This is a genomic window from Streptomyces sp. NBC_00885 (genome assembly GCF_045207475.1).
Taxonomy (GTDB): Bacteria; Actinomycetota; Actinomycetes; order Streptomycetales; family Streptomycetaceae; genus Streptomyces.
In genome coordinates this window covers 2,303,825-2,329,318 of the sequence record NZ_CP108796.1, presented here as the reverse complement: position 1 = coordinate 2,329,318, position 25,494 = coordinate 2,303,825, and the positions used below count along the sequence as shown (strand labels likewise).

Sequence of the window (25,494 nt, the reverse complement as noted above, 5' to 3'; positions counted from 1 at the left end):
CAGGAGCAAGTGGTGATCGAAGAGACCCTCCTCGAGGCCGAGGAGAAGATGGAGAAGGCCGTCCTGGTCGCCAAGGATGACTTCGCCGCGATCCGCACCGGACGTGCGCACCCGGCGATGTTCAACAAGATCGTGGCGGACTACTACGGTGCGCTGACCCCGATCAACCAGCTGGCCTCGTTCTCGGTTCCCGAGGCGCGGATGGCCGTGGTGACCCCGTTCGACAAGAGCGCGCTGCGCAATATCGAGCAGGCCATCCGCGACTCCGACCTCGGTGTCAACCCGAGCAACGACGGCAACATCATCCGGGTGGTGTTCCCGGAGCTGACGCAGGACCGCCGCAAGGAGTACATCAAGGTCGCCAAGACCAAGGCCGAGGACTCCAAGATCTCGATCCGTTCCGTGCGCCGCAAGGCCAAGGAGACCATCGACAAGTTCATCAAGGACGGCGAGGTCGGCGAGGACGAGGGCCGCCGTGCGGAGAAGGAGCTCGACGACACCACCGCGAAGTACGTCTCGCAGGTGGACGAGCTGCTCAAGCACAAGGAAGCCGAGCTGCTCGAGGTCTGATGAACGACTCTTCCTGGGGGGCCCCACCGAGAGCCGGTTTCTGGGGACCGCCCGACCAGGGGCCTGCCCCGGCGGGTCCCGCATACGATGAGCATGACGCACATCAGACTCGGCCCATGCCCATCGTGCCGGACTTTCCCGACGCAGGTAGAGACGCCGAAGACCGTAACGACCCCGACCAGAACGACGACCGTGACATGGGGGCCGCTCGGCTGAGCGGCCCTCTGTTCCGGGACGAGATTCCGCAGGAGCCCATGCCCACCCCGCCGCCGGCGTCCGAGCCGCCGCAGAAGAAGCGGGCCGGCCGCGATCTGCGGGCGGCCATAGGGGTCGGTGTCGGGCTCGGCGCTGTGATCGTGGCATCGCTGTTCATCGTCAAGGCCGTGTTCGTCGGCGTGATCGCGGTCGCCGTCGTCGTCGGGCTGTGGGAGCTCACCTCGCGTCTCGAGGAGCGCAAACAGATCAAGGCGCCGCTGGTACCGCTCGCGGTCGGCGGCGCGGCGATGGTCGTGGCCGGTTATGTCCGTGGTGCGGAGGGCGCCTGGGTCGCGATGGCGCTCACCGCGCTCGCGGTCCTGGTCTGGCGGATGACGGAGCCGCCCGAGGGCTATCTGAAGGACGTCACGGCGGGTGTCTTCGCCGCGTTCTACGTGCCGTTCCTGGCGACGTTCGTCGCGATGATGCTCACCGCGGACGACGGGCCGCAGCGGGTGCTCACCTTCCTGGTGCTGACGGTGGTCAGTGACACGGGTGCGTACGCCGTCGGCTGGCGCTTCGGCAAGCACAAGCTCGCGCCGCGCATCAGCCCCGGGAAGACCCGCGAGGGCCTGGTCGGCGCGGTGACGTTCGCGATGGTGGCGGGCGCGCTGCTGATGGAGTTCGTGATCGACGACGGCACCTGGTGGCAGGGCCTGTTGCTCGGCTTCGCGGTCGCGGCCAGTGCCACGCTCGGTGACCTGGGCGAGTCGATGATCAAGCGGGACCTCGGCATCAAGGACATGGGCACGCTGCTGCCGGGACACGGCGGCATCATGGACCGGCTCGACTCCCTGCTGCCGACGGCTCCCGTGGTGTGGCTGCTGATGGTGATCTTCGTCGGATCCGGCTGATCGGCTGACCTGCGTGTTTGGGCCGAGGGGTTCGTTGTCCACAGGACGGCGAACCCCTCTTGGTATCTCTGCGACACTGGTAACACCATGCCCAAGCCCGGAGAACTTGCAATTCAGTAGCATCCGCAGGCCCCCGACCAGCACTTTTGGTGTTGGCCGGGGGCCTGCTGACATTGATTGGGCCGTCTCGGGGCCGTCAACCTTCTTTAACCTTGCCAATCGGCCTCGCCGTCTGTATCGGTGTTCACCGGCGGCCGTCTGCCCAAGCCAACCACTTACGGGCCACCTTCGTGTGCGGGTGGGTGTCGCCGAGGGTTTCGCGCTGGATGGCGAGGATGGCTTCGAATTCGGTTCGGGCCTGTGCCGGCTCGCCCTGGTCGTGCAGGATCCGCGCGAGGCTGTGCCGGGTGACGAGAGTGTCCGGGTGGGTGTCGCCGAGGGTTTCGCGCTCGATGGCGAGGATGGCTTCGAATTCGCTTCGGGCCCGTGCCGACTCGCCCTGGTCGTGCAGGATCAGCGCGAGTTCGTGCCGGGTGCCGAGAGCGTCCGGGTGGGTGTCGCCGAGGGTTTCGCGCTGGATGGCGAGGATGGCTTCGAATTCGGTTCGGGCCTGTGCCGGCTCGCCCTGGTCGTGCAGGATCCGCGCGAGGCTGTACCGGGTGACGAGAGTCTGCGGGTCGGTGTCGCCGAGGGTTTCGCGCTCGATGGCGAGGATGGCTTCGAATTCGGTTCGGGCCTGTGCCGGCTCGCCCTGGTCGTGCAGGATCCGCGCGAGTTCGTGCCGGGTGCCGAGAGTGTGCGGGTGGGTGTCGCCGAGGGTTTCGCGCTGGATGGCGAGGATGGCTTCGAATTGGGTTCGGGCCTGTGCCGGCTCGCCCTGGTCGTGCAGGATCCGCGCGAGTTCGTGCCGGGTGACGAGAGTGCGCGGGTGGGTGTCGCCGAGGGTTTCGCGCTGGATGGCGAGGATGGCTTCGAATTCGGTTCGGGCCTGCTGGTAGAGGCCGCGGGTTCGCAGCTGGCGGGCTGCGAAGACCGCTGCTGTTGCTGCCATCTGCATGACATCACCAGGCAGGAGGGCGGCACTGGCTCGGTGGAAGAGGTCCGACGCGTGGGGTTGGAGGAGCCGCCAGTGATCCCAGTAAGCCGGTTCCTCCGGTATTCCGGTTTCGTTCGCCAATGCCGCGACGGTTAGCGCTGCGACCGCAGTGTTGAGGGCAGTGTGGCTGCGACTGGCGTCGCGGACCAGCGGGTGTACCCGCAACGTGGGCAGCGCGTCCGTGTCGTTGTTTGTGGAGGAGAGGTCGACTAGGCCGAGGTCGACCAGCGCCGTGAGCAGTCGCCACAGGCGCGGCCCGTCGAGGCCGGCGAGTTGCCCGGCGTTGGCCAGGGCTGATGGGGTTAGGAGCAGGGTGTAGGGGAGCGGAGCGTCGGCGAATGTCGCGATCAGCTCCAGCAGCGGTCGGGCGAGGGGCTCACCACGTTTCTCCAGCAGGTCCACGGACATGGCCCAGGTCTGGCCGATGACATTGCCGGGGTCCACTCGGCGCAGGCCGGTATCCAGGGCTGCCTGATAGGAGGAGAAGTCCGCGGGCATGTCCGGGTCCCGGTACGCGGGCGGCATGTCGTTCGCCTCGGCCAGGTAAGTACCAGCCAGGAGCAGAGCTAGCGGGAGTCCGCCAAGGCGTTCCGCCAAGCGGCGTGCATCGACTGCCGTGCCAGCTGTGTCGCCGGCGTGGTCCAGCAGGATCTGCGCGGCGTTTCCGATGTCGTCACCGGTCAGCGTGCGCACCGGATGCAGGACGCAGCCGCCTCCCCAAGTGCTGGAGGTGCTGTCGCGGGTGGTGACCAGCACGCTGCCAAGGCTGTTGGTGTGAGGGCGAATCCAGCCGGTGCCGTTCCTAAGCCGTCCGGGACCGTCCAGCAGTGCGGGATCGTCGGCGTTGTCCACCACCAGCAGCCAGGGCCGCCCGTACTGCGACAGATGCGCCCACAGCACGTCGGCCGCGTCCCCGGCGTGCAACTGCTCATCTGTCGCCCCAATGTGACGGGCCACCGCCCGCAAGCCCGACTGAAGCGTCGCAGCCTGCCGTGCGTCGACCCACCACACCTCATGACCCATCCGCATTCGGCGGAACGTGAGTTCTAGATGTACTGCCCAGGGACGTTGGTCAACCTGGTGATGGGTGGTTTGCCGCTGGTTGCGGTGTGGGGGCGGTGGTGATTGTAGTGATGGAGCCAGGCCGGCAGGGCTTTGCGGCGGGCTGATTCGCTGGAGTAGAAGCGGCCAAGAGCCCAGCCGTCGGCCAGGGTGCGGTGGAAGCGTTCGACCTTGCCATTGGTCTGTGGCCGGTAGGGCCGGGTCTTCTTCGGCGTGATTCCCAGCTCGGTGCAGGCCTGTGTCCAGTGCCGGGAGCGGTAGGCCGAGCCGTTGTCGGTGAGCACCCGCTCGACCCTCACGCCGCGGGCGGCGAACCAGTCGACCGCGCGTCGCAGGACACCGACCGCCGTGGCGGCTTTCTCGTCGTCGCAGATCTCGGCGTAGGCGACCCGGGAATGATCGTCGACGACGGTGTGGACGAACGCGGTGCCCAGCAGCGGTCCGCGGTACTTGTTGCGGGGCCTGTCCGGGGTCGCGGCGCGGTTCCTGCGGCCCTGGACGCGTCCGACGTAGCGCCAGCCGCCGCCGTCGGGAACGTTCCCGAGCTTCTTCACGTCGATGTGGAGCATCGCGCCGGGATGGTCGTGTTCGTAGCGGCGGACCGGCTCGCCGGTGGCGCGGTCGATGTGCGAGAGCCGGTTGATCCGGCACCGGGTCAGGACCGCGTGCACGGTGGAGGCAGGCATGCCGAGCCGTCCGGCGATCTGGACCGGGCCCAGACGCTGCTTCCAGCGCAGGTGCACGATCTTGCGGACCTGCGGCTGCGTGGTTCGGGCAGGACTGCGGTGCGGCCGTGAGGACCGGTCGCCCATGGCCTGGGCACCGGACTCGGCGTAACGGACGGCCCACCGCTTCGCGGTCGGCCAGGACACGTCATAACGCTCGGCCGCACGAGCGACCGGCCACCCGTCATCAACAATCAGACGCGCCAGGCGAAGACGGGCACGAGGAGTCAAAGCAGCGTTAGCGTGAGACACGAAGGCCTCCAGGTTGGCGGAGCGGTTCCTAGACAGCTCCACTCCACAACCGGAGGCCTTCGCCATCTCACAGATTCAGACCGTGTCGTCGCACAAACTCAACCAACCTGCCCGGGCAGTACATCTAGAGCCACAGAGGTCTTGCCAGACCCGCCCATGCCGGACAGCACATGCGCCCGCCTGTCCCCGGGTGCGGACAGCGCCAACTCCACTTGTTTCAGCAGTGCATCGCGGCCCCGCAGTGGATGCCTTGGGTCACGCACGCCCAGAGGCGGCGCCACTGTAACGGGGACGTTCAGTGGGTCGGGCTGGGCGCCACCGAAATAGACGTTGTCGGCCCGGAACTGCTCGGCGGCCAGTGAACCGTTGCTGGCCTGCACGCCCGAGAGAAGCACGGCTTCGCTACCGGGTCCCGTCAGGGCTGATTCGGGCCCGGCTGTTGAGGGTTTCCCAGGCGCACCCCGCCCTGGACATTGGCCACACCTGCAGCGAACGAATCCTTCTCGGCCTGTACCGACAGGTTCCCACCCACCGACAGCCCGTAGGCCCCTACTACGGTGCTGCCCGCCCCCCGTGCGGCGTCCTGGACCGCGGCCACCGCTGCTTCAAGTTCTCGCGCGAACCCTGGATCCTCCGCCACCGCCACTGTCACGGCCTGTTCCACCCGCTGCCGGGTCAGCGCGCTCGGCTCGTCCTGGCCAGCAGCGGCCTCAGCCTCTAGGCGCTCCAGCTCCACGTCATCTCCCAGCCTGCGGGCGACGACCTGGTGCACGCGGTCCATGGCCCCATCCAGAGCCAGGTCCACCTCGGCATCCGCCCGTCCCGCCACTCGGCGGGCCTTGCCGACAGCCCAGGCGAACACATAGCCGATCGCAATCTCTATACCTGTCATATCTTGTCCCCTCGCTCAAGTTCGACCGTAGCGCCGCCGCAACCGCGAGAGGGTCTGATTTGTTGAACAAGTAGCGAGCGGCGCAAGCGACTTGAGGCAAGGGGGCGCTGCCCCGGGGCTCAACTTGAAACGATTGCGGGGCGGACCCCACCTTCGCTGCCGGTGTTCCCTAGTCGCGACGGGAGTAGGGATTCGTGATGATCTGGCCGTCAGGCCGTTCTCTTGCCCGACAGAAGCACCCCGTCGACGGCCTTCCGTGTGCGCTCCCGGCTCGTCGGCATGAGGTGCGCGTACACCCGCAGCGTCAGGGCCGGATCGGAGTGTCCCAGGTATTCGCTCACAGCCTTGACGCTCTCGCCAGCATCCAGCAGCACAGACGCGTAGAAGTGACGCAGGGCGTGCATGCCGTGCTCGCGGGCGGACGCGTACGATCCGCCCTCCTTCGGCTCAGCGATGAATCCTGCCGCTGCGATCGCAGGCTTCTAATCCTGAAGGTTGAAGTTGCTCCGCCAAACAAGCCAGTTGGCGGTGTTCGTGAACACCAGCCGTGCCGTCACCTTCGGGCCGTCGGGCTTCCGCCACGGCAGGCTGACCTCGACCGGCTTATACGTGTCCATGTGCCTGCGCAGGGCCTCGGCCACCGACGCCGGCAGAGGCACGTCCCGCTCCTTATCGCACTTGGGCGGAGCGAAGACAGCCTTCCCACGGATTAGCTTCACCTGCCGGACTACCCGCAGGGTGTCGGCGTCGAAGCTGAGGGCGTCCTCGGCGAGTCCGATGACCTCCCCCTGACGCAGGCCGCAGCCCGCGCCGACATCCACCATGGCCCGGTACCGCTCGGACAATGCCGCGCGGACCGCGAGGACTTGCTCCGTCCGCCACGGAACGACGCGCCGCGGCTCGCTGGTCGGCGGCCGCACGGATTTTGCACTGCATGGGTTGCGGGGCAACAGCCCGTCATCGACGGCAGCCGCGAGGACCGCGCGCACGTCGCTGTAGATATTCCTCGCGTACGAGCCGCCGATAGGACTCGCTGCCAGCGCGCTCACTAGTTCTCGGATGTGCTGCGGGCGGAACGAGTCGAGAGGGCGCGAACCGAGATGCGGGAAGGCGTGCAAACGCAGCCGTCGTTCCGTCTCGATCTGACTTGAGAGTTCTGTCGTCTGCGCCTTGAGCCATTTCTCCACGTAGCGCTTGAAGGTGATGCGCGCTGCTCGTGGGTCGATGTACTGGCCGCGAGACATGTCCGAGGCGGTGTTGGTGAGCCACTGTTCGGCGAGACGCTTCTGTCCGTCAGGGAAAGACTTGCTCTTCTCGGTGCCGTCAGGGCCGATGTAGCGGGCGCGGTAGCGCATGCCGGCGCCGTGGCGGTCGGTCTTCACCTTGACGGTCTTGTCGTCGGGGCCGGTCTCGGTCTTGTACCAGCGGTCTTGGATGTGGCCTGCCATGTGGGCTCCTTCGGGCAGAACGGGCCAGAGGCACGGCCCGTGTATGGGTCGTGCCTCTGGTGTTCGTGGGTGGGGTCAGGCGGCGTCGGCGGTCTTGCGTTGGGTGACGTAGGCGCGTACGTCGGCGGGGTCGTATCGGAGGTGCTTGCCGATGCGGAATCCGGGCGGGCCGACGCGCTTCTTGCGCCAGGTGTAGAGGGTCTCGACGCTCTCCAGCTTGAAGATGACCACTAGGTCTTCGGGGGTGAGGTAGCAGTCAGGTAGGCCGGACCTGAGCGTTGTGGTGGGTGGTGATGTTGCCGCCATGCGGTTCTCCTTGAGGGCCGCTGATGGTGCGGATACCGGGGAATCGTCGACAGAACTGACAGAACCTCTCCGTTAGGTCGCTGACCTGCGGCTTCGATGGTTCGCGATCTTGTGACAAAACTCGAAAAAACTCTGACAGAACCTCGGGAAGGGGGTTCTGTCACGGCGGTCCGGTTCGGAGCTCGGCGGTTCTGTCAGAGTTTTCGGAGGTTTTGTCACAGTCGCGATCATGAATGTTTGTGCAGGTCAGCGGCTTGGGAGGTGGGTTCTGTCAGTTCTGTCAGCGAGTTGGGGGTTCTGTCAGGTGCCCCGGGTGAGACGAGGGTGGGTTTCGTAGCGGGGCGAGCGTGGGCGGCCGCCGCGTCCGGTGCGCGGGGGAGCGGGCTGCTGGCGGACCCAGCCGTGTTCCTCGAGCAGGCTCAGGGAGGGGTCGAGGTCTCCGATAGCGGGGAAGCCCTCCCGGGGCAGCGCCCGGAACAGCTCCCGCTTGGAGAACCCGTCCATCCGGCTGGTCCGCAGGTGGGTGAGGACGGCGTAGGCGGCATCGCGGGCGGGTGCGGCGGTCATCGCGTCGAACACGTCAAGGGCGTGGGCGGTGAAGTAGTCGCCCAGTTCGGTGGCGGCTGCCGGTCGCCGCCTCGATCGGCCGGTGCCACCCGTCCTCGGGGTGGGTGGCCAGGTGGAGGAGTCCGGCGATGCGGGCCACGGCCCCGTCCCGCTTGGAGGCCCATTTCACGATGGGGGCGAAGCTGCCGTCTTTCCCGAGCCGGGATTCCGTGACCTTCTGGAACGCGAGGATCACCGCGTCCGCCTCGGGGGTCAGGGTGAGGATCGCGGGATCTGTCCAGTCGGCCAGCGCGAGTGTCAGGCTGCCGAGTTGGCGGGCGTAGTGGGCGGCTGTCTCCTCGTCGAGCAGGGCGGGGGACAGGTTGCGGTGGCCGACCAGGGACAGGGGCTTGGAGTACAGGAACCGGGCGAGCAGGCCGCGTCCGTCGGCCCCGTCGATGCGGGCCAGGGAGCCCAGTACCTCGGGCTGGATAGCCAGTCCGATGGTGACGGCGGGGGCGTCGATGTGCTGGGCCTCGCGGCCCTGCCGGTTGACGCGGATCATGTCCCCGGCGTGGCCCTTGAGGAACATCCCCATGTTGGGCTTGCCGGTGTAGCGCCCGGCGATGATGTCGAACAGCTCCCCTTCGGCGCTCAGGCAGGAGATGCGTCCGCCCTGTTGGTCCAGGAGCGTGCCGACGTTTTCCGGGGTGACGTCGTCCGCCACGAGCTGCGGGATCGCGGGAACGGTCATCTCCTCCACAGCCTGTGCAAGCGCGACGGCTTCTGCGGTGAGCGCGTCGCGGGTGCCGGGTTCGGCACCGGCGGCCTTCTGGGTGGCCTTGTCGGAAGCTGCCTTGGCCAGACGGATGGTGGTCTCCGCCTCGGCCCGTACCGGTCCGGACAGCTCGATCAGCGCCTTTTCGGCAGCGAGCAGCGGGCGGACCATCAGGTCGAAGACAGCCGACTTGCGGTTGCCGGGGTCCAGGGCCACGGCGGTGTAGATGTTCACCGGCTCGCGCCAGTGCCCCCGCACGCACACCTTGGCCCGGCCGCCGGCCGCCGTGGCGATGACCGCCAGCGCGAGGCACCCGGCAAGGTCGACGGGGGTCTGTGTCTCCTCCGCGACCCCGCGCACCATGTCCCCCAGCCACGTGGGCAGGGTGCCCACGGGGAAGGTCGGCAGGGCGGGGCGGGCCGTGATGGGCACGGGTTCGTCCCATGCCGGGCCGGTGATCTGCTCGGGGTCGAGCTGGTCGAACCCTTCCCACAGGTCCGGGCTCATCTCGTTGGGGGTGCTCATGCCGCGTTCCTCCCTTCGGCGGTGAGTAGCGGGCAGGTGTCCCGGTGCTCGGTGTGGGCGGTGATGAGGAGCTGGACGGCGGAGCGTCCGATCGCGTCGCGCTCGAAGCCGCACGCGCACCAGCAGTGGGCATGGGCCTGGGCGCTCCAGGACGGTGGGGCGACGATCCGCAGCCACCCGAGGGGGCGGTACGGGCGGGTCGGCTGCGGGTCAGTGCGAAGCGCAGATGCGGACGCCCTTCGGGCGACGCTCTCTCGGCCGCCCACTGCCGCAACGGGTACGGCCTGTGCGGCGGCCTGCCCCGTGTTGTGGCGGGCGTTCACGCTGTCCTCCCGGTGCCGTGGAGGCCGTTGGTGACGGCCCGTTGGGCGTAGGGCTCGGGTACGCCGACGGAGACGGCTGCGGCGACGATCTGCCGCCCCAGGACTTCGAGGCTGCACGGCCCGGGGCACTTGGCGTGCTGGACTGCCAGGAACCGGGCCACGCCGAATGCTTGCGATCCGGCACCTGACTCGGTGCGGGCCAGCACGAGGGCGAGGCCTCGTTCGAGGCCGGTACGCACGTAACTCTCGGTGTGGCGGCATCCGGTGCCTGCGGTCCGGTCCCAGTCGGGATGTCCGTGGACGGAAGAGACCACCCTGCCCGGCGCGGGGGTGGTCTCTTCCCCCGAGATCAGGGCGCGCACGGCAGACGGCAGGAGGGCCATGGGACCGTGCCCGGGGCCGAGCCAGCGGGCGTAGGCCATGCGGGACTTGATGTCCACGCCGGGCCGGACCGCGTTCGCCGACCGCATCGGCCCCCGGTAGATCCAGTGCTCCCCGCGGGTCGTCGGCACCACCCTGGTGGGCGGCAGCGTCTCGCGTGCCCAGGCGACGGCCTGGGCGTTGTCCAGGTCGACGACGGTCAGTCCGGCCCCCGCCGGGTGATAGGCGACGGCACACGCCCGGTGCCACGCGGCAGCCCAGGCCACAGAGGCGATCATGCGTCGGTCGGTCGTGGCAGCGGCCCAGCCGTGGCACACGGACGGGCACCGGCATTCGCCTGCGGTCTTCATGTTCGGCCGTCCGCCACAGGCTCCGCCCGTGCACGCTAGGCAGTTCCCGAACGGCACCTTTCCTGCCCGCAGAGGTAGGACCGGCACTTCAGCCAAGGCCAGTTCCAACGCGGTGTGCAGAGGGTCGCGTAAGCGCGTCCCGTGGTCGGGCTCTCGCCGGATGTCGGTGGGTTGGGTCATGCTGGATGTCTCCAGTTCTCTGAATTGAGCGGGAGACCAGGGCGGCCCGGAACTTTGGCGAGATGCGGGCCGCCCTAGCCGTGTCTAGAAGGGCGGTTCGTGGCACTTGGCCCAGGCCGAACTCGGCGGGCATGATGGCCCCCTTCTGCCTGAAGGGGGCCACCGTGAAGGTCAAAGGCGTGATGGGGTCGGCGAGCTTCGACGGCGAATGGATCACCATCACGAAGAAGGAAGTCGGCCAGCAGGAACGCGAGTTCCGGATCCGGGCCGCAGACGTCACCGGTACCCGGTTCAAGTCCGGCACCCGCCTGTTCCACGGCTACGTGCAGTTCGTCATGCCGGGCAGCGCGCCCGCGCCCGAATCAAAGAGTCTGATCACCGGCGGCCGACCGCCACATTCGGACCCGCACAGTCTGTCCATCCGCCGCAGCGCGAACGATGCGGCTGCCAAGTTCATTGCAGCCGTAGAGCAGGCGCGCGCCTGACCGGTTGGGCCTGATCATGCTGGAGGCCTCCACAGGGCTGGTGGGCGAGGGCCGCCCTGTTCATTGGCGTGAGGGGCCGCCCTTGCGGTTGCGGCAGGTACGGGACCGGTGTCGCACTGCGTTGGGCCGTCTAGACCCGGTGTGATGGAACTCGTACTCTGCGCACATGGAGTGGGGGACTCTGGGAGTTGCGGCAGTTGGTGCTTTATTCGGAATCGGGGCGACGCTGATCACCGACGCCCTTCGATCTCGGCGAGAGAAAGACCAGCGGTGGGCAGACACGAAGCGAAACGCGTACGTGCGGTTTCTGACCGCGCTGGCTCAGGCTCATAGCCGTATGACCGTGGCGGCTGCTCGGGAGGAAGCCGGGCCTGCTCGCCGGCAGGCGGTTCATGATGCTTTTCTCAGCGATCCGCAGCACTCCGATGCCAAGTCCGTCCTAAGGGAGTTGGCGCTAGCTGCGCCTGATCACGTCTACCTGGCCGCTGTGCCGGTATATGAGCAACTGCGGGTTGCTCGCGACATGCTTGCCTTGGACGCGATGAGTTTCGACGCGCCGGAGTATCAGCAAGTCATACGGCCGTTCTTCATGGATTTGGATGCTCTCCAACGGCTCATGCGAGATGACCTGAAGCCCCCGGCTGACCGTCACGTATGAGGGCCCGTGAGGGATAGTTGGGCTGGCAGGCGATGTCGATGCCGTCCACGTCGAATCCGGCACAGCAGTAGCCCATACCGGCGCCACCGGAGCGCGAGGAGACATCGAGCCGTAACGGCGGTCGGCCGGCCACTCGCCCGATGCCGGTGCGTTGGGTCATGCTGGATGTCTCCAGTTCTGTGAAAGGTGCTGGATCGCCGGGGCGGCCGCGAGTCTTTGGCGAGAGGCGCGGCCGCCCCGGGCGTAGCTAGGCGTCCGGGTGATCAGCGCAGTTGCATTCGTGCTCCGGCCACTGGCAATTGGGGCACCGTCCTGTCGCTACGAGCTCCGCTCGCTGTTCCTGCTTGCGCCACGTCGCGTACTGCTGGCGGATGTAGCCGCGAGGGTCGGTGATCTCTTCGACCTTGTCGGTGTCGAGGAGGCGGCGGGCCGCGTCGGTGGCGGCCTCGCATGCGTCGCCGAACACCGATTCGACCTCATCCCCGAGGGCGATGCGGTCCAGGACCGCGGCCCTGCGGAGCCAGAACTCCCGCCCGAGCAGGGCCCCGGTCGGACGCCCCACAGCGTGGTACGCGGTCCATCCGAGCTCGCTGGTGATGCACGGCGCCGTGGCGTATGCCTCATCCGGCGTCGGCCACGGACTCAGCTTCGGGTCGGCGTCGCCGCAGGCGGCCTTGCCGACGCGGCGGATGAGACCGGCCGCGAGCATGTCCTCGTACGGGATGCCGGTGCAGGGACGCGTTTCCTCGGTCCCTTCGGGAGTAAGCCAAAGGCTCGTGCCCTCCCCGGCGCAGACGGTGCAGTCGTCATGGCTGGCGAGGTGGTCGGCGGTGACGTACAGCCGTTCCATGTCCGTGTAGCGGGAGGGCAGGCGGCGCACGGCGCCGGTATCGAAGATGCCGTTCAGGGCGGTTGTGATGCGGTCGGTGTCGGTGGGGTCGCAGATGATGCGGATCTCGAACATGCTCAGTCCTCCGGGTGGTTGACGGTGGGGAGTTGGGGCAGGCCCGCGCTTTCAAGGGCCTTGGGGTCGAAGCCGGGCAGGGCGGCGCGGGTGATGAGTGCGGTGGCGAGGGATTCGGCGTAGGCGGCGCCGGAGCGGGCTACTTCGATCTGTGCTCCGGCGCGCAGGGCTTCCACGCGCTCGATGTGCGCGTGGTCCTCGCGCCGCTCGGTGGTTCGCCGTTCGTAGGCGGCGCTCTCGCGGCGGTCGGTGCGCCAGTAGCGGGCCGCGAGCCCGTACGCGACGGCCGTCGCGAGAACCCACAGCAGTAGCGGCAGCGAGATGCCGTCCGCGTATCCGGCGACCCCGGCGAGGGCGAGCCCTCCCGAGGCGGCGAACGCGGTTCCGGCAATCACGCTGTCACCCGCGCGTCCGGCAGAGGCGAACGCTCCGGCCGCCACGGCCCCGGTCGCGAGCACGACCATCAACGCGGCGTTGCCGACGCTGTGTTCGGCGCCGTTGGCGTTCCAGATCCTGCCGAGGATGAGCACCGTGGAGGTGGCAATCGCCGGGGCCACCTTGGGGGCGAGGACTGCGAGCGGGTGTCGCACGGTGATGGGCTGGTTCATCAAGGCTCCCTCAGTTGATCTGCTGGATGGCGTCGATGACAGCCGTGGTGAGCTGATTGATGGGGCCGGACGCTCCGGTGGAGGCGAGGAAGAACCCGAACGCTCCGGCGATGAACGCCGAGCCCGGCCCGAGAGTCTTGGAGCGCAGCAGGAAGAACAGGACCAGCCCGAACAGGGCGACGAGCGAGACGGTCATGGCCATAACAGAAACTCCTTTGACGGCTTGTTGAGGCGGCTGGCTAAGGTGTGTGCGCCCTCGGGTGCTGGCCAATTCGAGGGCTTGGCCGACGGTTGCGCCCACCTAGCTCCTGCTCGGAGCGGGGTACGTCTCATGACGGGCACCGTCGGCCGCTTCGCATCCGGGGTCAGCGGGTGCCGTTGCGGTAGGTGGCGGCCCACAGGTTGTAGAGGTGTCGGCCGACGCGTATGCGTTTGCCGGTGGCCTTGCAGCGGCGGCAGTCGTGGCCGCGCTTGAGGCGGCCCTTGCGGTCGGTCTTCATCGCAAAGCCCCAGCCGCGGCACTTGCGGCAGGGCCCGAACGGCGATGCGGCGCACAGACCGCTGTAACAGAGAGTGATGGCGAGTAGGCAGGCGATAGCGAGCAGGGCAGGGGTCATGACGGGCCCTCCCGGGCGGTGTTCAGGGGGTTTTCGCAGGTGGGCCGCTATGCGCTAGCGGCCTGATGAGACTGGGTTTCGGGTGCTATCGGGGCTGCTATCGATAGCAGGCGTGCCCGCTATCGATAGCAGCCCCGGAGAGTCAGCCCGCGTCCCGGTTTCCGTCACGCTCCGCAACCATGTTGGCGATGTCGGCGCGCTTGATGCCGCGCTTGTTGACGAACTTGCCGTCGATGCGGCGGCCCACCTGCCCGGCCGCGATGCCGTACGGCTTGAGCATCGCGGTCAGGTGCGCGGTCTGCTCCTCGCCCGTCATCGCGGCCCACTCCCCGTACAGCTCGGGCCGCAGCTCCGCCAACCGTTCCACGACGGTCTCGTTCCAGACCTTGGCTTCCTTCTCCGGGGTCACCGCGAGGATGTCGGCGAGCAGCGTGGTGGAGGTGGTGGCGGCGGGTTCGAAGACTTCTCCCAGTGCGTGCCCGGACAGCGTTCCGGCAGCCTCGCGCAGCGCGCGGGCCCGAAGGCCGATCGCTTCGGCGGTGGGTGCGTCGATGTTGGACGCGGCGACGATCCGGGCGTCGGCGCCTTCACCCATGAAGTAGTGAATGCCCTTGTCCGCCCACGAGAACATCGTGGCCCGCACCCCGCGACGGTAGGAGGAGGTGCCGAGCACCATGTCGTTTTCGAGCTGGCCCATGACCTTGAGGCAGAACCGCGCGGATGCGTTCGCGCTGATCCCGGTGGGCAGCGACTTGGCGTCCGGGCGCTGGGTGGCGAGCAGCAGCACGATGCCGGTGGCCGGTCCGCGCTTGACCAGGTCGGTGCAGATCTGCTCCAGCTCCTTGCCGTACTCGGGGTGCTCGAACCACTTCTGGCACTCATCCACCCCGACCACGATCGGGTGCAGCCCCAACGAGCGCTTGTCCGCCAACGCTGAGGTGACCTTCGATTCGGGGCAGATGTCCCGCGGCAGGGAGCGGATCATCTTCGCCCGCCGGCGCAGCTCCTCTTGCAGCTCCCGCATGTCCGCGAGCGCGTACTCGATGTCCTCGTCGTCCTCACCGGCGCGGTGGCGGTGGGAGACCGCTTCACCGACGGGGTCCAGGTCGCCGGTGCCTTTGAGGTCGTAGGTGTGCAGCTCGGCCCGTACGTCCAACGCGGCGATGAGCAGCAGGAGACGGAGAAGGAAGGTCTTGCCCATGCGGGGGATCGCGCCGATCACGGCCGCGATGTACATGAGGGTGATCTCCACCCAGCGTCCGCGCTGGTCGGTGCCGAACGCGACCGGCTTGAACAGGTCCACCGTCCCGGACTTGAGCAGCGGCCAGGGGGGCTTGGGTGCGGTGGACATGTCCTGATCGCCGACCCACAGCACCAGCCGCCCGGTGTGCTCGTGGCTCACTGCCTCGGGCCACACGCAGCCCAGCGGGCGGCGCAGACCCGAGGCGAGCCGTTCGCGGCGCTCGATGATGTCCGTGACCGTCACGCCGTAGGGCAGGTTGCCCTCCGCGCGCCAGCCGGGCCCGTCGCGGGTGATCGGGGCGGTGAACTCGAACCCGTCCCGGCCCTTGCCCTGCGCCTGGTTGATCGCTGGGATACCCAGCGCGCCCAGCGCCCGGAGCACGATGTCGCTGGTGAGCTTGACGGCCTTGGGCATCTCGACCGCGCGGTGGATGACCGGCGCGTCGGCATGCCGGCCGTTGAAGCCGAGCGCCATCACCAGCGCGCTCACCGACAGGGCCTGGAGCCAGCCCGGGGCGAGGACGTAGATGGCGAGCGCGGCGCCGAGTCCGACGAACATGGCCAGCACGCTGACCAGAGTCCGCAGCCGGACCCGGCCATCCCGCTGCCGGGACAGCTTCAGATACTCGGCCGCGTCCTCACGCCGCACCGCGGCGAGTCGGACCGGCTCGCCTTCGCGGTCGGCGACCCACCGCAGCGTGCCGCCGATGAATTTCGCGGCCCCGGCCGGTGACTGGAGGGTCAGGCGGGCGGCGTAGACCGGGGAGCGCAGGGCGTGATACCCGGCCGCATGCGCGTAGTGCCGGGCCACCCACTCCGCCGCGGTCTTCAGCTCCGCCGTCGACTTCAGCCACACCGGAACGACCGCCCGGCGCCGGGCGGCCATCAGCCGACCCAAGTAGCCCGGACCCGCGACGGTCGCGGTGGGCTGGTCGACCATCACCCGCGCCGACGGGTCGCCCGACCCGTCCGCAGTGGAGTCGGGCGACGGTGCCGTGTCGTAGTCGGGCGTGTGCTCCTCGATGGAGTCGGCCGACCCGTCACGGGCCGACCGTGCCTTGCCCAAGTCGACTACCTCAGCACCCGAGTCGGGTGCCATGTCGGCTTCGAGTCGGTTGAACAGTTCGTTCTCGTCATCGGGGTGATTCACTGAACTTCCTTCCAAGGGAGGGTGACGGGGCCCGGCCGCTGTCTTGGTCGGTCGTGACCGGGCCCCGTACAGCTCGGTTCGGTGCAGGGGTGTGGCTATTCCGCCTCGGGGAAGCGCGGCGTGTAGGCGGTCAGTTCGATCTGGACGCCTGCGAAGACCGGGTAGGCGCGCATGGTCTGCACCGTCTCCAGGAGGCGGTGCTCCACGTCGGCCGGGTCGATGCCCAGCGCCTCACGCCACGTCTCGAAGTCGGCGAACGTGGTGTGCAGGTCCACCCCGATGCCGAACACGGCTCCGCCGGTCGGCGGCAGCACGCGGCCAACGGTCAAGCTGTCACCGGGCAGCATGGGGAAGGCCACCGTCAGCGCGGTCAGGGCTTTGATGACCGGGCCCAGCTCACCCAGCGGGGGAACGATCGGCATGGTCTGGTCACTCACAGCGGAACTCCGTTCGTGGGTCGGGGTGTTCAGGCGGCTTGCTGTTGGTAGGGGTAGGCGCAGAGCACGCACATGCCGAGCGAGGTCGGGATGCAGTACCCGGCATCGATGCGGCACTTCGGGCAGGTGCGGCGGGCGAGCATCGCCAGGGCGAGCGCGCCCCACTTGCGCGACGTCATCGGCCGGACCGGCTTGGCGAGGTCGATGCGGTAGAGGTAGGCGACCAGGGCGCCCGACTTGCGGCCGCGGCAGCGGCGCATCACCTGCGCGGCGATCGGCTGCCCGCCGGGCCGTAAGCCGCGGGCACGGAGCTGGCGCCGGGTGGCATAGCCGTCGGGGGCAAAGCGCCAGGGGTGGGTCGGTATCCCGTAGGTGGTGCTGTTCGGGTCGTAGCACGTGCCGAACGTCGGGGACATCAGGCAGCCACCGGCTCAAGGTCCGCACGGTCACCGCCGCCTGTGCGCTCGGTCTTGAGCGCGTCGCGCAGCATGCGCGCGTTCGCCGCGGACACCCGCACCGTGGTGCGGATACGGTCCGCGGTCAGCTCAGCATCCGACCAGGTAGCCGTAGCCTCACGTGCCGCGGCAAGCAGCTCGGCAGGGGTGCGCCCGGCCTTGGCTTTGGCCTTGCTGCGGCGTGCGGGCCGCGGCTTGGCCTGCGGCGCGTCCTCGGCAGGGCGGTCCGGCTCGGGCTCCGGATCGGCCGGCACAGTCGCCGGAGCCAGTTCGCCCAGCTTGAGCAGCACGCGGGTGCGCTGCGGGGTGTGCTTGCGCCAGCGGCGCCCGTAGGTCTCGCGCAGCTCCGCGCGGGCCAACTGCCGTTCCTTCTACCGCTCAAGTGCCACCGCGTAGGAGGTGATCTCCCACAGCGTCATGCGCCGCCACACAGCGAACGTGGAGGGGAAGGCCAGCAGCCACCGCCCGAACCGAATCTTGTCCATGCGACGACCGGTCACCGCCCCGATCCGGACGGCGTAGATGTGCGCGCCGATCTCGGAGAACACCACCCACAGCAGCGGCATCGTCCCGTGAGCCACCTTCGCCCACATCCCGTGTCCCGCCGAGACGTTCAGCCCGCACGTGATCAGCGTCAGCGCCCACGGCACGAACCGCACCCAGGCAAGCGCCATATCCATCCGGATCAACAGCAGATTGGCCACCGTGAACACCGGGATCGCCACATCGATACCGACCGGCAGCATCCACGGCGAAACGAAACCCCACCGCGCGGCAGCGACCGACACCGCATCGAACGAGGCCACCAGCCCCAGCGCGCCGACCCCGGCCGCAGCAAGCGCACCCAGACCGGCAAGGCCCAATTCCGGGCGGGTCAACGGCGGCACCTCGGGCCGTGCTGTCGGCGTCAACGTCATGCCGCCACCGCCTTGCCGCCCCGCGGCCGACGCCGACCGGCGGGGCGGGGCAGCGGGATGACGTTGAACAGTTCCGGGGCGAACGCCTCGATCGCCTGCGCGGCGACGCGGCTCACGTCGTCCGGGAGCTCCGGGTAGGCAGCGAGGATGTCGCGGGCCGCATCGAGCCGGGCGGCCCGCTCCATCTCGCTCTCGCCCTCCACACCCAGCCACAGATCCAGCGGGGTGCCGAGCGCGAGCTCAACGAACTCTGTGGCGGTAACAGCCACATGACCAGCAACGATGTTCTTCATGGGTCGTACTCCTCTCAAGGCGGAACGGCCCAAACAGCGGCCCCGGTGTTCGAGCACCGGGGCCGCACGCCGTTGAAGCAGGGAAGAACTCCCAACGCTCCCCACCACCCCCGGGCCGACTGGCTCAGGGATGCGTGGGCAGCACAGGGCTGCGTGCTTGTACTGCGCGCGGACCAGAGCCGCGCCGACCGCCTTTCTGAGGAGGCGGTGACCTCGCTGTTGAGTTGTCAAGGAACAGGCGCTTCCTTCAGGCCCGTTTCACGGGGCCCTCCGGGCGCCATTCAGATTGACCTAGGTCAATCTGGCTGTCAAGAGGTGTAGCCGGGGATCTGAGATTGACCTAGGTCCGGTTACGCTCGGAGCTATGGAATCCAGACCTGACGCACCGAAGCCGACGGCCAAGGAGATCGCTGCGAAGTACCGCGGAGAAATCGCAGGCGGCAAGCGGGAACCTGGCTCCCAGCTGCCCGCAGCGCGGAAGCTCGCCAAGGATCTCGGCGTGCAGCTCATGACCGTGCAGAGCGCATACGGTCAACTCCGCGATGAGGGCTTGGTACTCACCCAGCAGGGACGCGGGACGTTCGTCCGTGACCCTTCGGCGCCCCTCGGCACCGAGCCGGGCAGCAGCCCTGCATTCGCCGCGTTGGCGGAAGAGCTCAGCTCGATTCATGAGGCTCTCCGTCAACTCGGTGAGCGTCTCGACCGCCTTGAGCAGTTGGCTGGCAACGACTCTCCAACCTCCCGGTGACTTCATCCGCGCGCCTCAGCAGCCGTTCGACCGAGGAGCGCGCTTCCCGCAAACTCGCTTTGATCAGTGCGAGTTCAGCGAGAGTGAGGCCTCCCTGCTCGTTCGCTTGCTCATTGATCCCTGGCATGCCAACGAGCATGTGGCCGCGAACAGCAGAGGACCCGGACAGAATGTCCGGGTCCTCTTTCCTTGCAGGTCAGGCAGGTTGACGATGCATCATTTGGTGACTTCATCCACGGCGTCGAGGACAGCCAACCAGGGCAGCTCTCGGCCTGGCGGCGCATCGCGCGGCTCGTACAGCGGCCAGACGTCCGGCCCGTACACGAGGCGCACGCCTGCCTCGCGGAGCGTGTCGAGGTGTCGTTGCCACGCAGGATGCCGTGCGTGCGCGGCGTTCACCCGAGGGAAGACGACGACAGGAAGTCCGAGCGTTCCGATGGCTTCGCCAACCTGGGTCAGCGCCTGATTGTCTGCGATGCCTGTCGCGAGCTTGGCGACCATGTTGGAGCTTGCCGGGGCGACCACGTAGCAGTCCACGGGCGGGTGCGGCCTGTCGTCTCCAGGGAGCCGCGGCTCAGCACGTACCGGGAGCCCTGTCAGCTTTTCCAGCCGCTCCACCTCACCACTCATCCGCAGCCAGTTGCCAGCGGTCGGCGTAAGCGTCACGGCCACCTGCCAGCCTCGGTGCATTGCGGGCTCGACCAGCCCGGTGCGGAGCGCTTCAACTCCGCCGGCCGCAGAGCCGACGACTCCCAGAACACCGCGTTTGCTCGTACTCACTGCACCGCCTTGCATCGTTGGGCCATCACGAACACCTCGGACGATCGGGAGCCCGCAGTCACCGGGGACTGTTTGGTCAGATCTCTCAGCGTCTCGCGGACCCTGGGATTGTTGCGTACGAGCTGAGGAGATGTCCGTTCGGCCTTGCGCAGCTCCGCGAAAGCGTCGTCACCATGTCCCGCGAGCGACAGCGCGCGGGCGAAGTCGATACGGTGCGACACGCTGCGCTCCTGCGGCATGTGGTCCACGTTGATCCGGCCGTTCTCCACCACGTATGCGACGTCTTCGAGGTCCAGCTCAATGGATAGCCGGTGCAGCAGCACGTTCGTCGGGCCGAATCCGGTCTGCCAGTAGTTCTCATCCGATCCGAGATCGTCCGCCAGCTCTTCGGCGCGGTTCAAGAGGCGAGTAGCCGTGGGACGGTCCTGGTGTCGCGCTGCTGCGACGGCGGCCCGCAGGTGAATCATGCCGAGCAAGCTCAAGGCGGCAGGATCGCTCTCCGCTATTCGGGGAGACAGCCAGTTTGCCGTAGCGTCGCCCAGCTGCATCGCGGCCTCATAACGGCCGTTGGCGAGCAGGGCGTGCGTGCCTGAGCGCGCAGCCGACGCCAGTACCAAGGGGTCGTCGGATGCATCGGCCGCCTGCATGGCTCGCTCGGCAGCTAGCCATGAGATGTCAGACTCCCCAATCTTCGCGAGTGTCGTGGCCGCAAGGTGGTGCGTACGTGCCGACACTGCCCAGCAGTCATGACGGTCCTCTTCGCGACGTGCCGCGCGGTCCTCCAGCTCTTGAGCGGTCTGGAGGAGCGCAGGAAGAGCGGAAATCACGCTGCCGAGCCGACCGCCCTGGTAGTCGTTCCACGCCTTCTCGACATGCACCGCGGCCGGTGCAGGGGTCGGAAGCTGCGTATCTACCTCCGGCCCGAACAGGAGACGCGAGAGCCGCCGTGGGCTCATGAGGGCGTCACGTACAGCGGGCACATCGTCCTGCTGCTTCTCGTCCTCTACGAGCATGGACTGACCCACGATGTCCCCGAGGGGAACCCGAAGGATGCGCGCGAGCTCCGCGAGCATGTCGATCCGCGGCGGTTTGCGTCGCCCGGACTCGGCCTTCGCCAACCAGTCCGTGCTGCGGCCGACCAGTCCGGCCAGCACCTCTTGCGTGTATCCGCGGCGCTTCCGGTAGAACGCGATTCGTTCGCCGATGCTGAGGTGATCTCCGAGACCACGCATGGGGTGTTGCCTCCCGCTGCTGAGTAGGGGCGCCTCTCAAGGTACCGACGTGGTGGTGAACGAGTAGCGGATCTGAGCCCCCACGCCACGGACAGCGTGCAGCTCTGCATAGGGAAGAGCCCGGACGGAATGTCCGGGCCTGATGGACCGCGCGGGATGGTGTCCCTGCTGTCTGGCTGTCTGGTTGCGGACCTGACCTGAAGGAACGAACCGGACAGCTGAAACGGACGCTGTCCGGGCTGTCCGGTTACGGAGCGCATCTGGTTGTCGCGGCACGCCTGGCAAGCGTCAGAAATCGAACACATGGCGGTCGTTCGCGGCCCCGGGGTGGAGCTGCGGCGCCAGGTCCGTGCGCAGGAGGAAGGCGAGACGCATTGGTCGATCGCCGCCGAGGAAGGCAACGGACCCGTCTGGGCCGATGAGTACTGCATCGACATGTTCCGACGACTAAACGCCGACTACGCGAGGTTCTGCGCGGCTACTGAGCCCTTTCCAACCTGACTGTGGGGTGGGTCAGTTGGCAGCGGCCAGTGTTTGCACGGAACGACGAAGCTCCTGGTAGACGGGTTCTCGACCAAGATCACCCGTGTCCGCCAGGAGCTTCGCGTGCTTGTCTACCCATCCTCGATCGATCTGTCCAGCCGCACTTTGCGGTTCCTGACCGGGCAACTGGCTGCACGGCAGGTGGAGATCGGGACGCGGTGGCGGCGCCTGACCGCCGCCCGTCAGGCCCTGCTCGCCCTGGCCCACCTGCGGTGCGGTGACACCTACGCCCAGCTCGCCGCCGGGTTCGGCGTCGGGATCGCGACCGTGTTCCGCTACATCCGCGAGGCCGTTCAGGTGCTGGCTGGTCTCGCCCCATCGCTTGCCGAGGCGATGACGACGATCCGGGAGAAGGCGTTCGTCATCCTCGACGGCACGCTGCTGCCGATCGACCGGATCGCGGCCGACACCCCGTACTACTCCGGGAAGCACAAGCGCCACGGCATGAACGTCCAGGTCCTCACCGATCCCTTCGGACGCCTGCTCTGGGCCTCACCAGCCCTGCCCGGATCGACGCACGACCTCACCGCCGCCCGGCACCACGGGATCATCGACGCGCTCACCGACGCGGGCCTGAAGTGCTGGGCGGACAAGGCGTACCAGGGGGGACCAAGATCCGATGCGTCGGCGAGCAAGCCATGGCCACTCTCAAGGGCTGGCGACTTCTGCGGAAACTCCGCTGCAGCACCAACCTGATCACCGACATCGTGAAGGCCGTCCTCATCCTGCACCACGCGTCGGCATGAGGTTGGAAAACGCTCACTGGCTACCGGACCCCGAAACACTGGGAGGGCGGACGGTGTCCACGCCGGTTGTACGATCACCCAGCGGTCGAGGTCTCTTGGAAGGACGTAGCTGCGTACGCGGAATGGGCTGGCAAGTCACTGCCCACCGCTCACCAATGGGAGAAAGCAGCACGCGGCACCACAGGAACCATCTATCCGTGGGGAGACCAGAACACCGCAGCCAAGTGCAAGACGACGACACAGGCTTTCGTTGTGTGGCCTCACCTGATCGGATGCCAACTAGGAAGGTTGTATTTGCGCTTCCGGAAGTGCCGATTTGAGAAGCTCCTCCTCCCTGTTGCTAATAAGGCGCGTAACAAGTTCCTGAGAGTACCCAAACACCAGTGCAAAGACTAGCAGCCTCACAGGATCCTCTATCACTATCACGTCGCTGGCATGCAGTAGCAGGACGCCCAGAATCGCGGTTAGGCCACCGAGGACCGCTTTCAAAAGCGCCTGAGCAACATGCAGACCATAGGGGTCAAGTGCTCCACGGCTCCCAACAATCGAGTGAATGGCAGCGAATCCGCCACCTATGATTCCAACTATCTCTATTATCAGAATATCGAAAGGACCAGAGTCCTCCCCGCTCGGACATGCATCACTAAAGCAGAGACTCAGAATGCCGTCGCGCCAAGCGAATACCTCAATCAGGGCTAGCGCGATGAGCACGAAAACGATGATGCCCGTCGTGTACATGATCATTCTTTGAAACGATCTTAGGCGATCCCGGTTCAGGCCGCTGACGTAATAGGCCCAATTAACCGCTGCGGTCAACCGTAGGCGCTCGGCGCTCGATATAGTTTCATCAGGCTGACTGCGAAAGTAAGCGTCCGCCCAAATGCGTCTAGGGTCGTCGATCGAAAGATAGTCGTCGATTGACCTTTCCATTCGCGGTAGCTCTGCCCAGAGTTGTTCACGCGTCAGAAGCGGGAGCAACAGCGACTCAGCTTCATGAACCTTGGTTTGAGAATAGTCAATATAATCCCATCGCCTCCAGGGGCTCACCCGCTTATTAGCGGCATCATTAGCAATTCTTTCTACTTCTTTTCTGCGTTGACACACCTCGCGCAGCTGTTTTGTTTCCGATCTCAGAGATGCCCTGCCGTTTCGGGCGCCTATTGGCCAGGGGTGGACGTTTTTTTCACTGTTCTCCCGGACTGCCCTTCGCGCGTCGTTGGTTATTCGGTCGACTCTTGTTTTGTGGAGCGTTAGTACGTGCTTCCAGCCGCAGATTTCATCTGCAAGCACCATCATTACCACCCCCAACAATAAGCCGTGCCACTTCTCTCTTAATTAACTTGGCACTCGTCGAGCAGGACCACTATGGGCGCCATACATCTACCCTGCGCCTGGCAGCTAGCTCCGTCAAGTAACGGGTTTTTGTTGGCGCGTCAATAATTGATGCTTGCATTTCTCCAGCGTATATTTGTACGCGCCAATTCAAGTTTGTTCTTTCTGAAGTCACGCGGCGGCGCCGCTTGTTCGTTCTTCATCTGACCGCGTTCGATCTGGGCGGACGGGCCGACTACGTCCACAGGCAGGGCGGGCCGATCCTTCGGGGCGTCACCACGCAGCTGCTGCAAGCGGCCTACGATCACGCAGTCACAGCTCCTGTCTTGCTGGTGGATACCTATCGGATGCAAGCTGCACTCGCGACCAGCACCATGGTTAGTGCCCTTCTCATCCGGGTTATTGGGATACGCGGCGCTCTGGCTCCAGGTTGCGGGCCATGGCGGCGCACTGCGGGCAAGCCACCCTCCAACTCGGAACGGCACCTTCCGGTGCATGGTGCCGGGCCGTCCCTGGGCCGTCAGAGGTCGCCTGAGGATGACCAGCAACGACCGCCGACGGCCACTCCCGTGCCGGTCAGCGCGGGGGCGCGTTCGTGACCACGAGGTCGCGGACTCGGCACATCAGTTCTTCGACGTCTGGTGTGCACAGCTGCTGGACCTCAACCATGAGCCCTGCCCACCCACGAGTACATCGCTGGCAGCCGACCTGCGGAAGCCCGAGCGGACGGTGATCACGTGAAGAGAATGGCGTACTCGTTGGGATAGCGACCCTTCATGCCCTCAATGTGGAAGCCTCCTGGTCGGCGTTCCACGGTCTTGAGGGTCCTTGGGCTGTAGCCCGGATACTCCACTCCCGTGAGCTCCCCACCTGGCTCGTACCAGGAATGTGACTCTCCATCCCGATAGACGGACCCCACGTCGGCACGGCAGATACTCCTCGCCTCGGGGTCGATGATGTGGATGCCCTGCTGGTAACGGTTGATCACCCATAGCATTTCTGCAGGAATCTTCACCTCATCCTTTGGTCCGGCAAGTAGCAGCGAACCTGCACGGTGGCTGGTGAAGAGCCAGGTAGTGGCGTGGTATCCGAGCCGCTTGTCCAGGTTCGTACGGGCCTTCATTGTGTCGACTTGGATAGAAGAGTCCTGGATCTCCACGGCTACGTGCCGTTCGAGGCCGGCAGCACCGGAGAGAATGACTGCCACGTCGACTCGTCGGCCAGCTCGTCGATGATCAACCTCCATTCGGGCGCGGTAACCGAGCGCGCTGAATTCCTCGACCAGGACTTGCTTGGCCATGAGGTGACGCCAGCTCTCGCCTTCGGCGGCCGGGCAATCCGACCCGGGCATGTGGGCGAAGTGCGCAGCGACCTTGCGTCCGCGCTTGAGGATCACTCCGGAATCGCACATGGGGCACGTGAACGATCCGCTACCAAGGTCGTGACCGGCCTGGATCCGCTGGCCCTCGTTGTCTGTGGCGATCAGCACGTCACTCTCCTCCTCGTCATCGCAAGGTAGGAATTGCCCACGCGGACACCCGTCAAATCCGGAGCGGCTAGTCCCGCCCGATGGGGCATACAGACGCTGCAGCAGCCACCTCGAAGCGTCAGTTCGTGCACAGCAGGCTGCGGCGGCTATTGCTCCGCACGCCCAAGAGCGCGCGTTCGAACGCCTCTTGTGCACGGTATGCGGATAGGGATCAACGTCGGGATCCACTCGCCTCACGAAACACACAGGTCAGGA

27 protein-coding genes and 3 pseudogenes are annotated in these 25,494 nt (G+C 66.9%); 7 read left to right on the top strand and 23 right to left on the bottom strand.

Going from position 1 to position 25,494, the window contains the following annotated elements:
* Positions 1-12 precede the first annotated feature (12 nt).
* Both frr and OHA61_RS10135 read left to right on the top strand, forming a co-directional pair.
* Complete coding sequence (gene frr / locus OHA61_RS10140) at positions 13-570, top strand: ribosome recycling factor (RefSeq protein WP_324986969.1); 558 nt, start codon at positions 13-15, stop codon at positions 568-570.
* The gene (locus tag OHA61_RS10135; protein ID WP_406302829.1) at positions 570-1,679 is read left to right on the top strand and encodes a phosphatidate cytidylyltransferase; all 1,110 of its coding nucleotides are present in this window, start codon (positions 570-572) and stop codon (positions 1,677-1,679) included. The genes frr and OHA61_RS10135 overlap by 1 nt, the downstream gene beginning before the upstream one ends.
* Before the next feature lie 244 nt (positions 1,680-1,923).
* Here OHA61_RS10135 and OHA61_RS10130 read toward each other — a convergent pair whose 3' ends face one another.
* The 8 genes and pseudogenes from OHA61_RS10130 to OHA61_RS10095 form a co-directional block, all read right to left on the bottom strand.
* Positions 1,924-3,804, bottom strand: coding sequence for a tetratricopeptide repeat protein (locus tag OHA61_RS10130; RefSeq protein WP_406302828.1), 1,881 nt, complete (start codon positions 3,802-3,804; stop codon positions 1,924-1,926).
* Between the two features lie 17 nt (positions 3,805-3,821).
* A complete protein-coding gene (locus OHA61_RS10125) occupies positions 3,822-4,814 on the bottom strand; it encodes an IS481 family transposase (protein ID WP_406302827.1) in 993 nt (330 codons plus the stop codon).
* 415 nt (positions 4,815-5,229) lie between these two features.
* A complete protein-coding gene (locus tag OHA61_RS10120) occupies positions 5,230-5,706 on the bottom strand; it encodes a hypothetical protein (RefSeq protein ID WP_406302826.1) in 477 nt (158 codons plus the stop codon).
* 209 nt (positions 5,707-5,915) lie between these two features.
* Positions 5,916-7,154 (bottom strand): annotated as a pseudogene (locus tag OHA61_RS10115) (tyrosine-type recombinase/integrase).
* 75 nt (positions 7,155-7,229) lie between these two features.
* Positions 7,230-7,460 (bottom strand): helix-turn-helix domain-containing protein, encoded by a 231-nt coding sequence (locus OHA61_RS10110; protein WP_406302825.1) that lies wholly within the window; start codon positions 7,458-7,460, stop codon positions 7,230-7,232.
* Positions 7,461-7,760: 300 nt separating this feature from the next.
* Positions 7,761-9,291, bottom strand: a pseudogene (locus OHA61_RS10105) (YfjI family protein).
* A 14-nt stretch (positions 9,292-9,305) separates the two neighbouring features.
* Entirely contained in the window at positions 9,306-9,632 is a 327-nt protein-coding gene (locus OHA61_RS10100; RefSeq protein ID WP_406302824.1) for a hypothetical protein, read from the bottom strand.
* The gene (locus OHA61_RS10095; RefSeq protein ID WP_406302823.1) at positions 9,629-10,543 is read right to left on the bottom strand and encodes a bifunctional DNA primase/polymerase; all 915 of its coding nucleotides are present in this window, start codon (positions 10,541-10,543) and stop codon (positions 9,629-9,631) included. Before OHA61_RS10095 ends, OHA61_RS10100 begins: the two co-directional genes overlap by 4 nt.
* A 164-nt stretch (positions 10,544-10,707) precedes the next feature.
* Between OHA61_RS10095 and OHA61_RS10090 the strand changes: the two genes are divergently transcribed.
* Together OHA61_RS10090 and OHA61_RS10085 are read left to right on the top strand one after the other, a co-directional pair.
* Positions 10,708-11,028: a DUF4429 domain-containing protein gene (locus OHA61_RS10090; RefSeq protein WP_406302822.1), complete on the top strand. Its 321-nt coding sequence runs from the start codon at positions 10,708-10,710 to the stop codon at positions 11,026-11,028.
* 166 nt (positions 11,029-11,194) lie between these two features.
* On the top strand, positions 11,195-11,686 hold the full coding sequence (locus OHA61_RS10085) for a hypothetical protein (protein ID WP_406302821.1): 492 nt from the start codon (positions 11,195-11,197) through the stop codon (positions 11,684-11,686).
* Between the two features lie 247 nt (positions 11,687-11,933).
* Here the strand turns inward: OHA61_RS10085 and OHA61_RS10080 are convergent, their stop codons facing one another.
* From OHA61_RS10080 to OHA61_RS10035, 10 genes are all read right to left on the bottom strand, one after another.
* On the bottom strand, positions 11,934-12,650 hold the full coding sequence (locus tag OHA61_RS10080) for a hypothetical protein (RefSeq protein ID WP_406302820.1): 717 nt from the start codon (positions 12,648-12,650) through the stop codon (positions 11,934-11,936).
* A 2-nt stretch (positions 12,651-12,652) separates the two neighbouring features.
* Positions 12,653-13,258: a hypothetical protein gene (locus tag OHA61_RS10075; RefSeq protein WP_406302819.1), complete on the bottom strand. Its 606-nt coding sequence runs from the start codon at positions 13,256-13,258 to the stop codon at positions 12,653-12,655.
* Positions 13,259-13,268: 10 nt separating this feature from the next.
* Positions 13,269-13,460: a hypothetical protein gene (locus tag OHA61_RS10070; RefSeq protein ID WP_406302818.1), complete on the bottom strand. Its 192-nt coding sequence runs from the start codon at positions 13,458-13,460 to the stop codon at positions 13,269-13,271.
* A 163-nt stretch (positions 13,461-13,623) separates the two neighbouring features.
* Entirely contained in the window at positions 13,624-13,875 is a 252-nt protein-coding gene (locus OHA61_RS10065; protein WP_406302817.1) for a hypothetical protein, read from the bottom strand.
* 142 nt (positions 13,876-14,017) lie between these two features.
* Complete coding sequence (locus OHA61_RS10060; protein WP_406302816.1) at positions 14,018-16,267, bottom strand: cell division protein FtsK; 2,250 nt, start codon at positions 16,265-16,267, stop codon at positions 14,018-14,020.
* A gap of 95 nt (positions 16,268-16,362) precedes the next feature.
* Positions 16,363-16,704 carry a hypothetical protein gene (locus tag OHA61_RS10055; protein WP_406302815.1) on the bottom strand — a complete coding sequence of 114 codons (342 nt, stop codon included), beginning with the start codon at positions 16,702-16,704 and terminating at the stop codon, positions 16,363-16,365.
* A 29-nt stretch (positions 16,705-16,733) separates the two neighbouring features.
* Positions 16,734-17,120, bottom strand: coding sequence for an RRQRL motif-containing zinc-binding protein (locus tag OHA61_RS10050; RefSeq protein WP_406302814.1), 387 nt, complete (start codon positions 17,118-17,120; stop codon positions 16,734-16,736).
* A complete protein-coding gene (locus OHA61_RS10045) occupies positions 17,120-17,518 on the bottom strand; it encodes a hypothetical protein (protein WP_406302813.1) in 399 nt (132 codons plus the stop codon). Before OHA61_RS10045 ends, OHA61_RS10050 begins: the two co-directional genes overlap by 1 nt.
* A 12-nt stretch (positions 17,519-17,530) precedes the next feature.
* Positions 17,531-18,076, bottom strand: coding sequence for a DUF2637 domain-containing protein (locus OHA61_RS10040; RefSeq protein WP_406302812.1), 546 nt, complete (start codon positions 18,074-18,076; stop codon positions 17,531-17,533).
* Positions 18,073-18,369, bottom strand: coding sequence for a hypothetical protein (locus tag OHA61_RS10035; protein ID WP_406302811.1), 297 nt, complete (start codon positions 18,367-18,369; stop codon positions 18,073-18,075). The genes OHA61_RS10040 and OHA61_RS10035 overlap by 4 nt, the downstream gene beginning before the upstream one ends.
* A 364-nt stretch (positions 18,370-18,733) precedes the next feature.
* Here OHA61_RS10035 and OHA61_RS10030 point away from each other — a divergent pair, with 364 nt between their 5' ends.
* Positions 18,734-19,117, top strand: coding sequence for a GntR family transcriptional regulator (locus tag OHA61_RS10030; protein ID WP_406302810.1), 384 nt, complete (start codon positions 18,734-18,736; stop codon positions 19,115-19,117).
* Positions 19,118-19,333: 216 nt separating this feature from the next.
* Here OHA61_RS10030 and OHA61_RS10025 read toward each other — a convergent pair whose 3' ends face one another.
* Entirely contained in the window at positions 19,334-19,912 is a 579-nt protein-coding gene (locus tag OHA61_RS10025; RefSeq protein WP_406302809.1) for a flavoprotein, read from the bottom strand.
* Complete coding sequence (locus OHA61_RS10020; RefSeq protein ID WP_406302808.1) at positions 19,894-21,129, bottom strand: helix-turn-helix domain-containing protein; 1,236 nt, start codon at positions 21,127-21,129, stop codon at positions 19,894-19,896. Before OHA61_RS10020 ends, OHA61_RS10025 begins: the two co-directional genes overlap by 19 nt.
* A gap of 606 nt (positions 21,130-21,735) precedes the next feature.
* On the opposite strand from OHA61_RS10020, the pseudogene OHA61_RS10015 reads away from it, so the two are divergent.
* Both OHA61_RS10015 and OHA61_RS10010 read left to right on the top strand, forming a co-directional pair.
* Positions 21,736-22,418 (top strand): annotated as a pseudogene (locus OHA61_RS10015) (transposase family protein).
* 66 nt (positions 22,419-22,484) lie between these two features.
* A complete protein-coding gene (locus OHA61_RS10010; RefSeq protein WP_406302807.1) occupies positions 22,485-22,814 on the top strand; it encodes a formylglycine-generating enzyme family protein in 330 nt (109 codons plus the stop codon).
* Here the strand turns inward: OHA61_RS10010 and OHA61_RS10005 are convergent.
* From OHA61_RS10005 to OHA61_RS09995, 3 genes are all read right to left on the bottom strand, one after another.
* Positions 22,698-23,162, bottom strand: a complete 465-nt coding sequence (locus OHA61_RS10005) for a hypothetical protein (protein ID WP_406307632.1) — start codon at positions 23,160-23,162, stop codon at positions 22,698-22,700. The genes OHA61_RS10010 and OHA61_RS10005 overlap by 117 nt on opposite strands.
* Before the next feature lie 689 nt (positions 23,163-23,851).
* Entirely contained in the window at positions 23,852-24,058 is a 207-nt protein-coding gene (locus tag OHA61_RS10000; RefSeq protein WP_406302806.1) for a hypothetical protein, read from the bottom strand.
* A gap of 425 nt (positions 24,059-24,483) precedes the next feature.
* The gene (locus OHA61_RS09995; protein WP_406302804.1) at positions 24,484-25,239 is read right to left on the bottom strand and encodes a competence protein CoiA; all 756 of its coding nucleotides are present in this window, start codon (positions 25,237-25,239) and stop codon (positions 24,484-24,486) included.
* Positions 25,240-25,494 lie beyond the last annotated feature (255 nt).

Bases quoted from the DNA above. Each gene is read 5' to 3' on its own strand.
- OHA61_RS10135 (WP_406302829.1), top strand. From the start codon at position 570: ATGAACGACTCTTCCTGGGGGGCCCCACCGAGAGCCGGTTTCTGGGGA.
- OHA61_RS10130 (WP_406302828.1), bottom strand. From the start codon at position 3,804: ATGCGGATGGGTCATGAGGTGTGGTGGGTCGACGCACGGCAGGCTGCG.
- OHA61_RS10120 (WP_406302826.1), bottom strand. From the start codon at position 5,706: ATGACAGGTATAGAGATTGCGATCGGCTATGTGTTCGCCTGGGCTGTC.
- OHA61_RS10110 (WP_406302825.1), bottom strand. From the start codon at position 7,460: ATGGCGGCAACATCACCACCCACCACAACGCTCAGGTCCGGCCTACCT.
- OHA61_RS10095 (WP_406302823.1), bottom strand. From the start codon at position 10,543: ATGACCCAACCCACCGACATCCGGCGAGAGCCCGACCACGGGACGCGC.
- OHA61_RS10085 (WP_406302821.1), top strand. From the start codon at position 11,195: ATGGAGTGGGGGACTCTGGGAGTTGCGGCAGTTGGTGCTTTATTCGGA.
- OHA61_RS10080 (WP_406302820.1), bottom strand. From the start codon at position 12,650: ATGTTCGAGATCCGCATCATCTGCGACCCCACCGACACCGACCGCATC.
- OHA61_RS10075 (WP_406302819.1), bottom strand. From the start codon at position 13,258: ATGAACCAGCCCATCACCGTGCGACACCCGCTCGCAGTCCTCGCCCCC.
- OHA61_RS10070 (WP_406302818.1), bottom strand. From the start codon at position 13,460: ATGGCCATGACCGTCTCGCTCGTCGCCCTGTTCGGGCTGGTCCTGTTC.
- OHA61_RS10065 (WP_406302817.1), bottom strand. From the start codon at position 13,875: ATGACCCCTGCCCTGCTCGCTATCGCCTGCCTACTCGCCATCACTCTC.
- OHA61_RS10050 (WP_406302814.1), bottom strand. From the start codon at position 17,120: ATGTCCCCGACGTTCGGCACGTGCTACGACCCGAACAGCACCACCTAC.
- OHA61_RS10040 (WP_406302812.1), bottom strand. From the start codon at position 18,076: ATGACGTTGACGCCGACAGCACGGCCCGAGGTGCCGCCGTTGACCCGC.
- OHA61_RS10035 (WP_406302811.1), bottom strand. From the start codon at position 18,369: ATGAAGAACATCGTTGCTGGTCATGTGGCTGTTACCGCCACAGAGTTC.
- OHA61_RS10030 (WP_406302810.1), top strand. From the start codon at position 18,734: ATGGAATCCAGACCTGACGCACCGAAGCCGACGGCCAAGGAGATCGCT.
- OHA61_RS10025 (WP_406302809.1), bottom strand. From the start codon at position 19,912: ATGCAAGGCGGTGCAGTGAGTACGAGCAAACGCGGTGTTCTGGGAGTC.
- OHA61_RS10020 (WP_406302808.1), bottom strand. From the start codon at position 21,129: ATGCGTGGTCTCGGAGATCACCTCAGCATCGGCGAACGAATCGCGTTC.
- OHA61_RS10005 (WP_406307632.1), bottom strand. From the start codon at position 23,162: ATGATCATGTACACGACGGGCATCATCGTTTTCGTGCTCATCGCGCTA.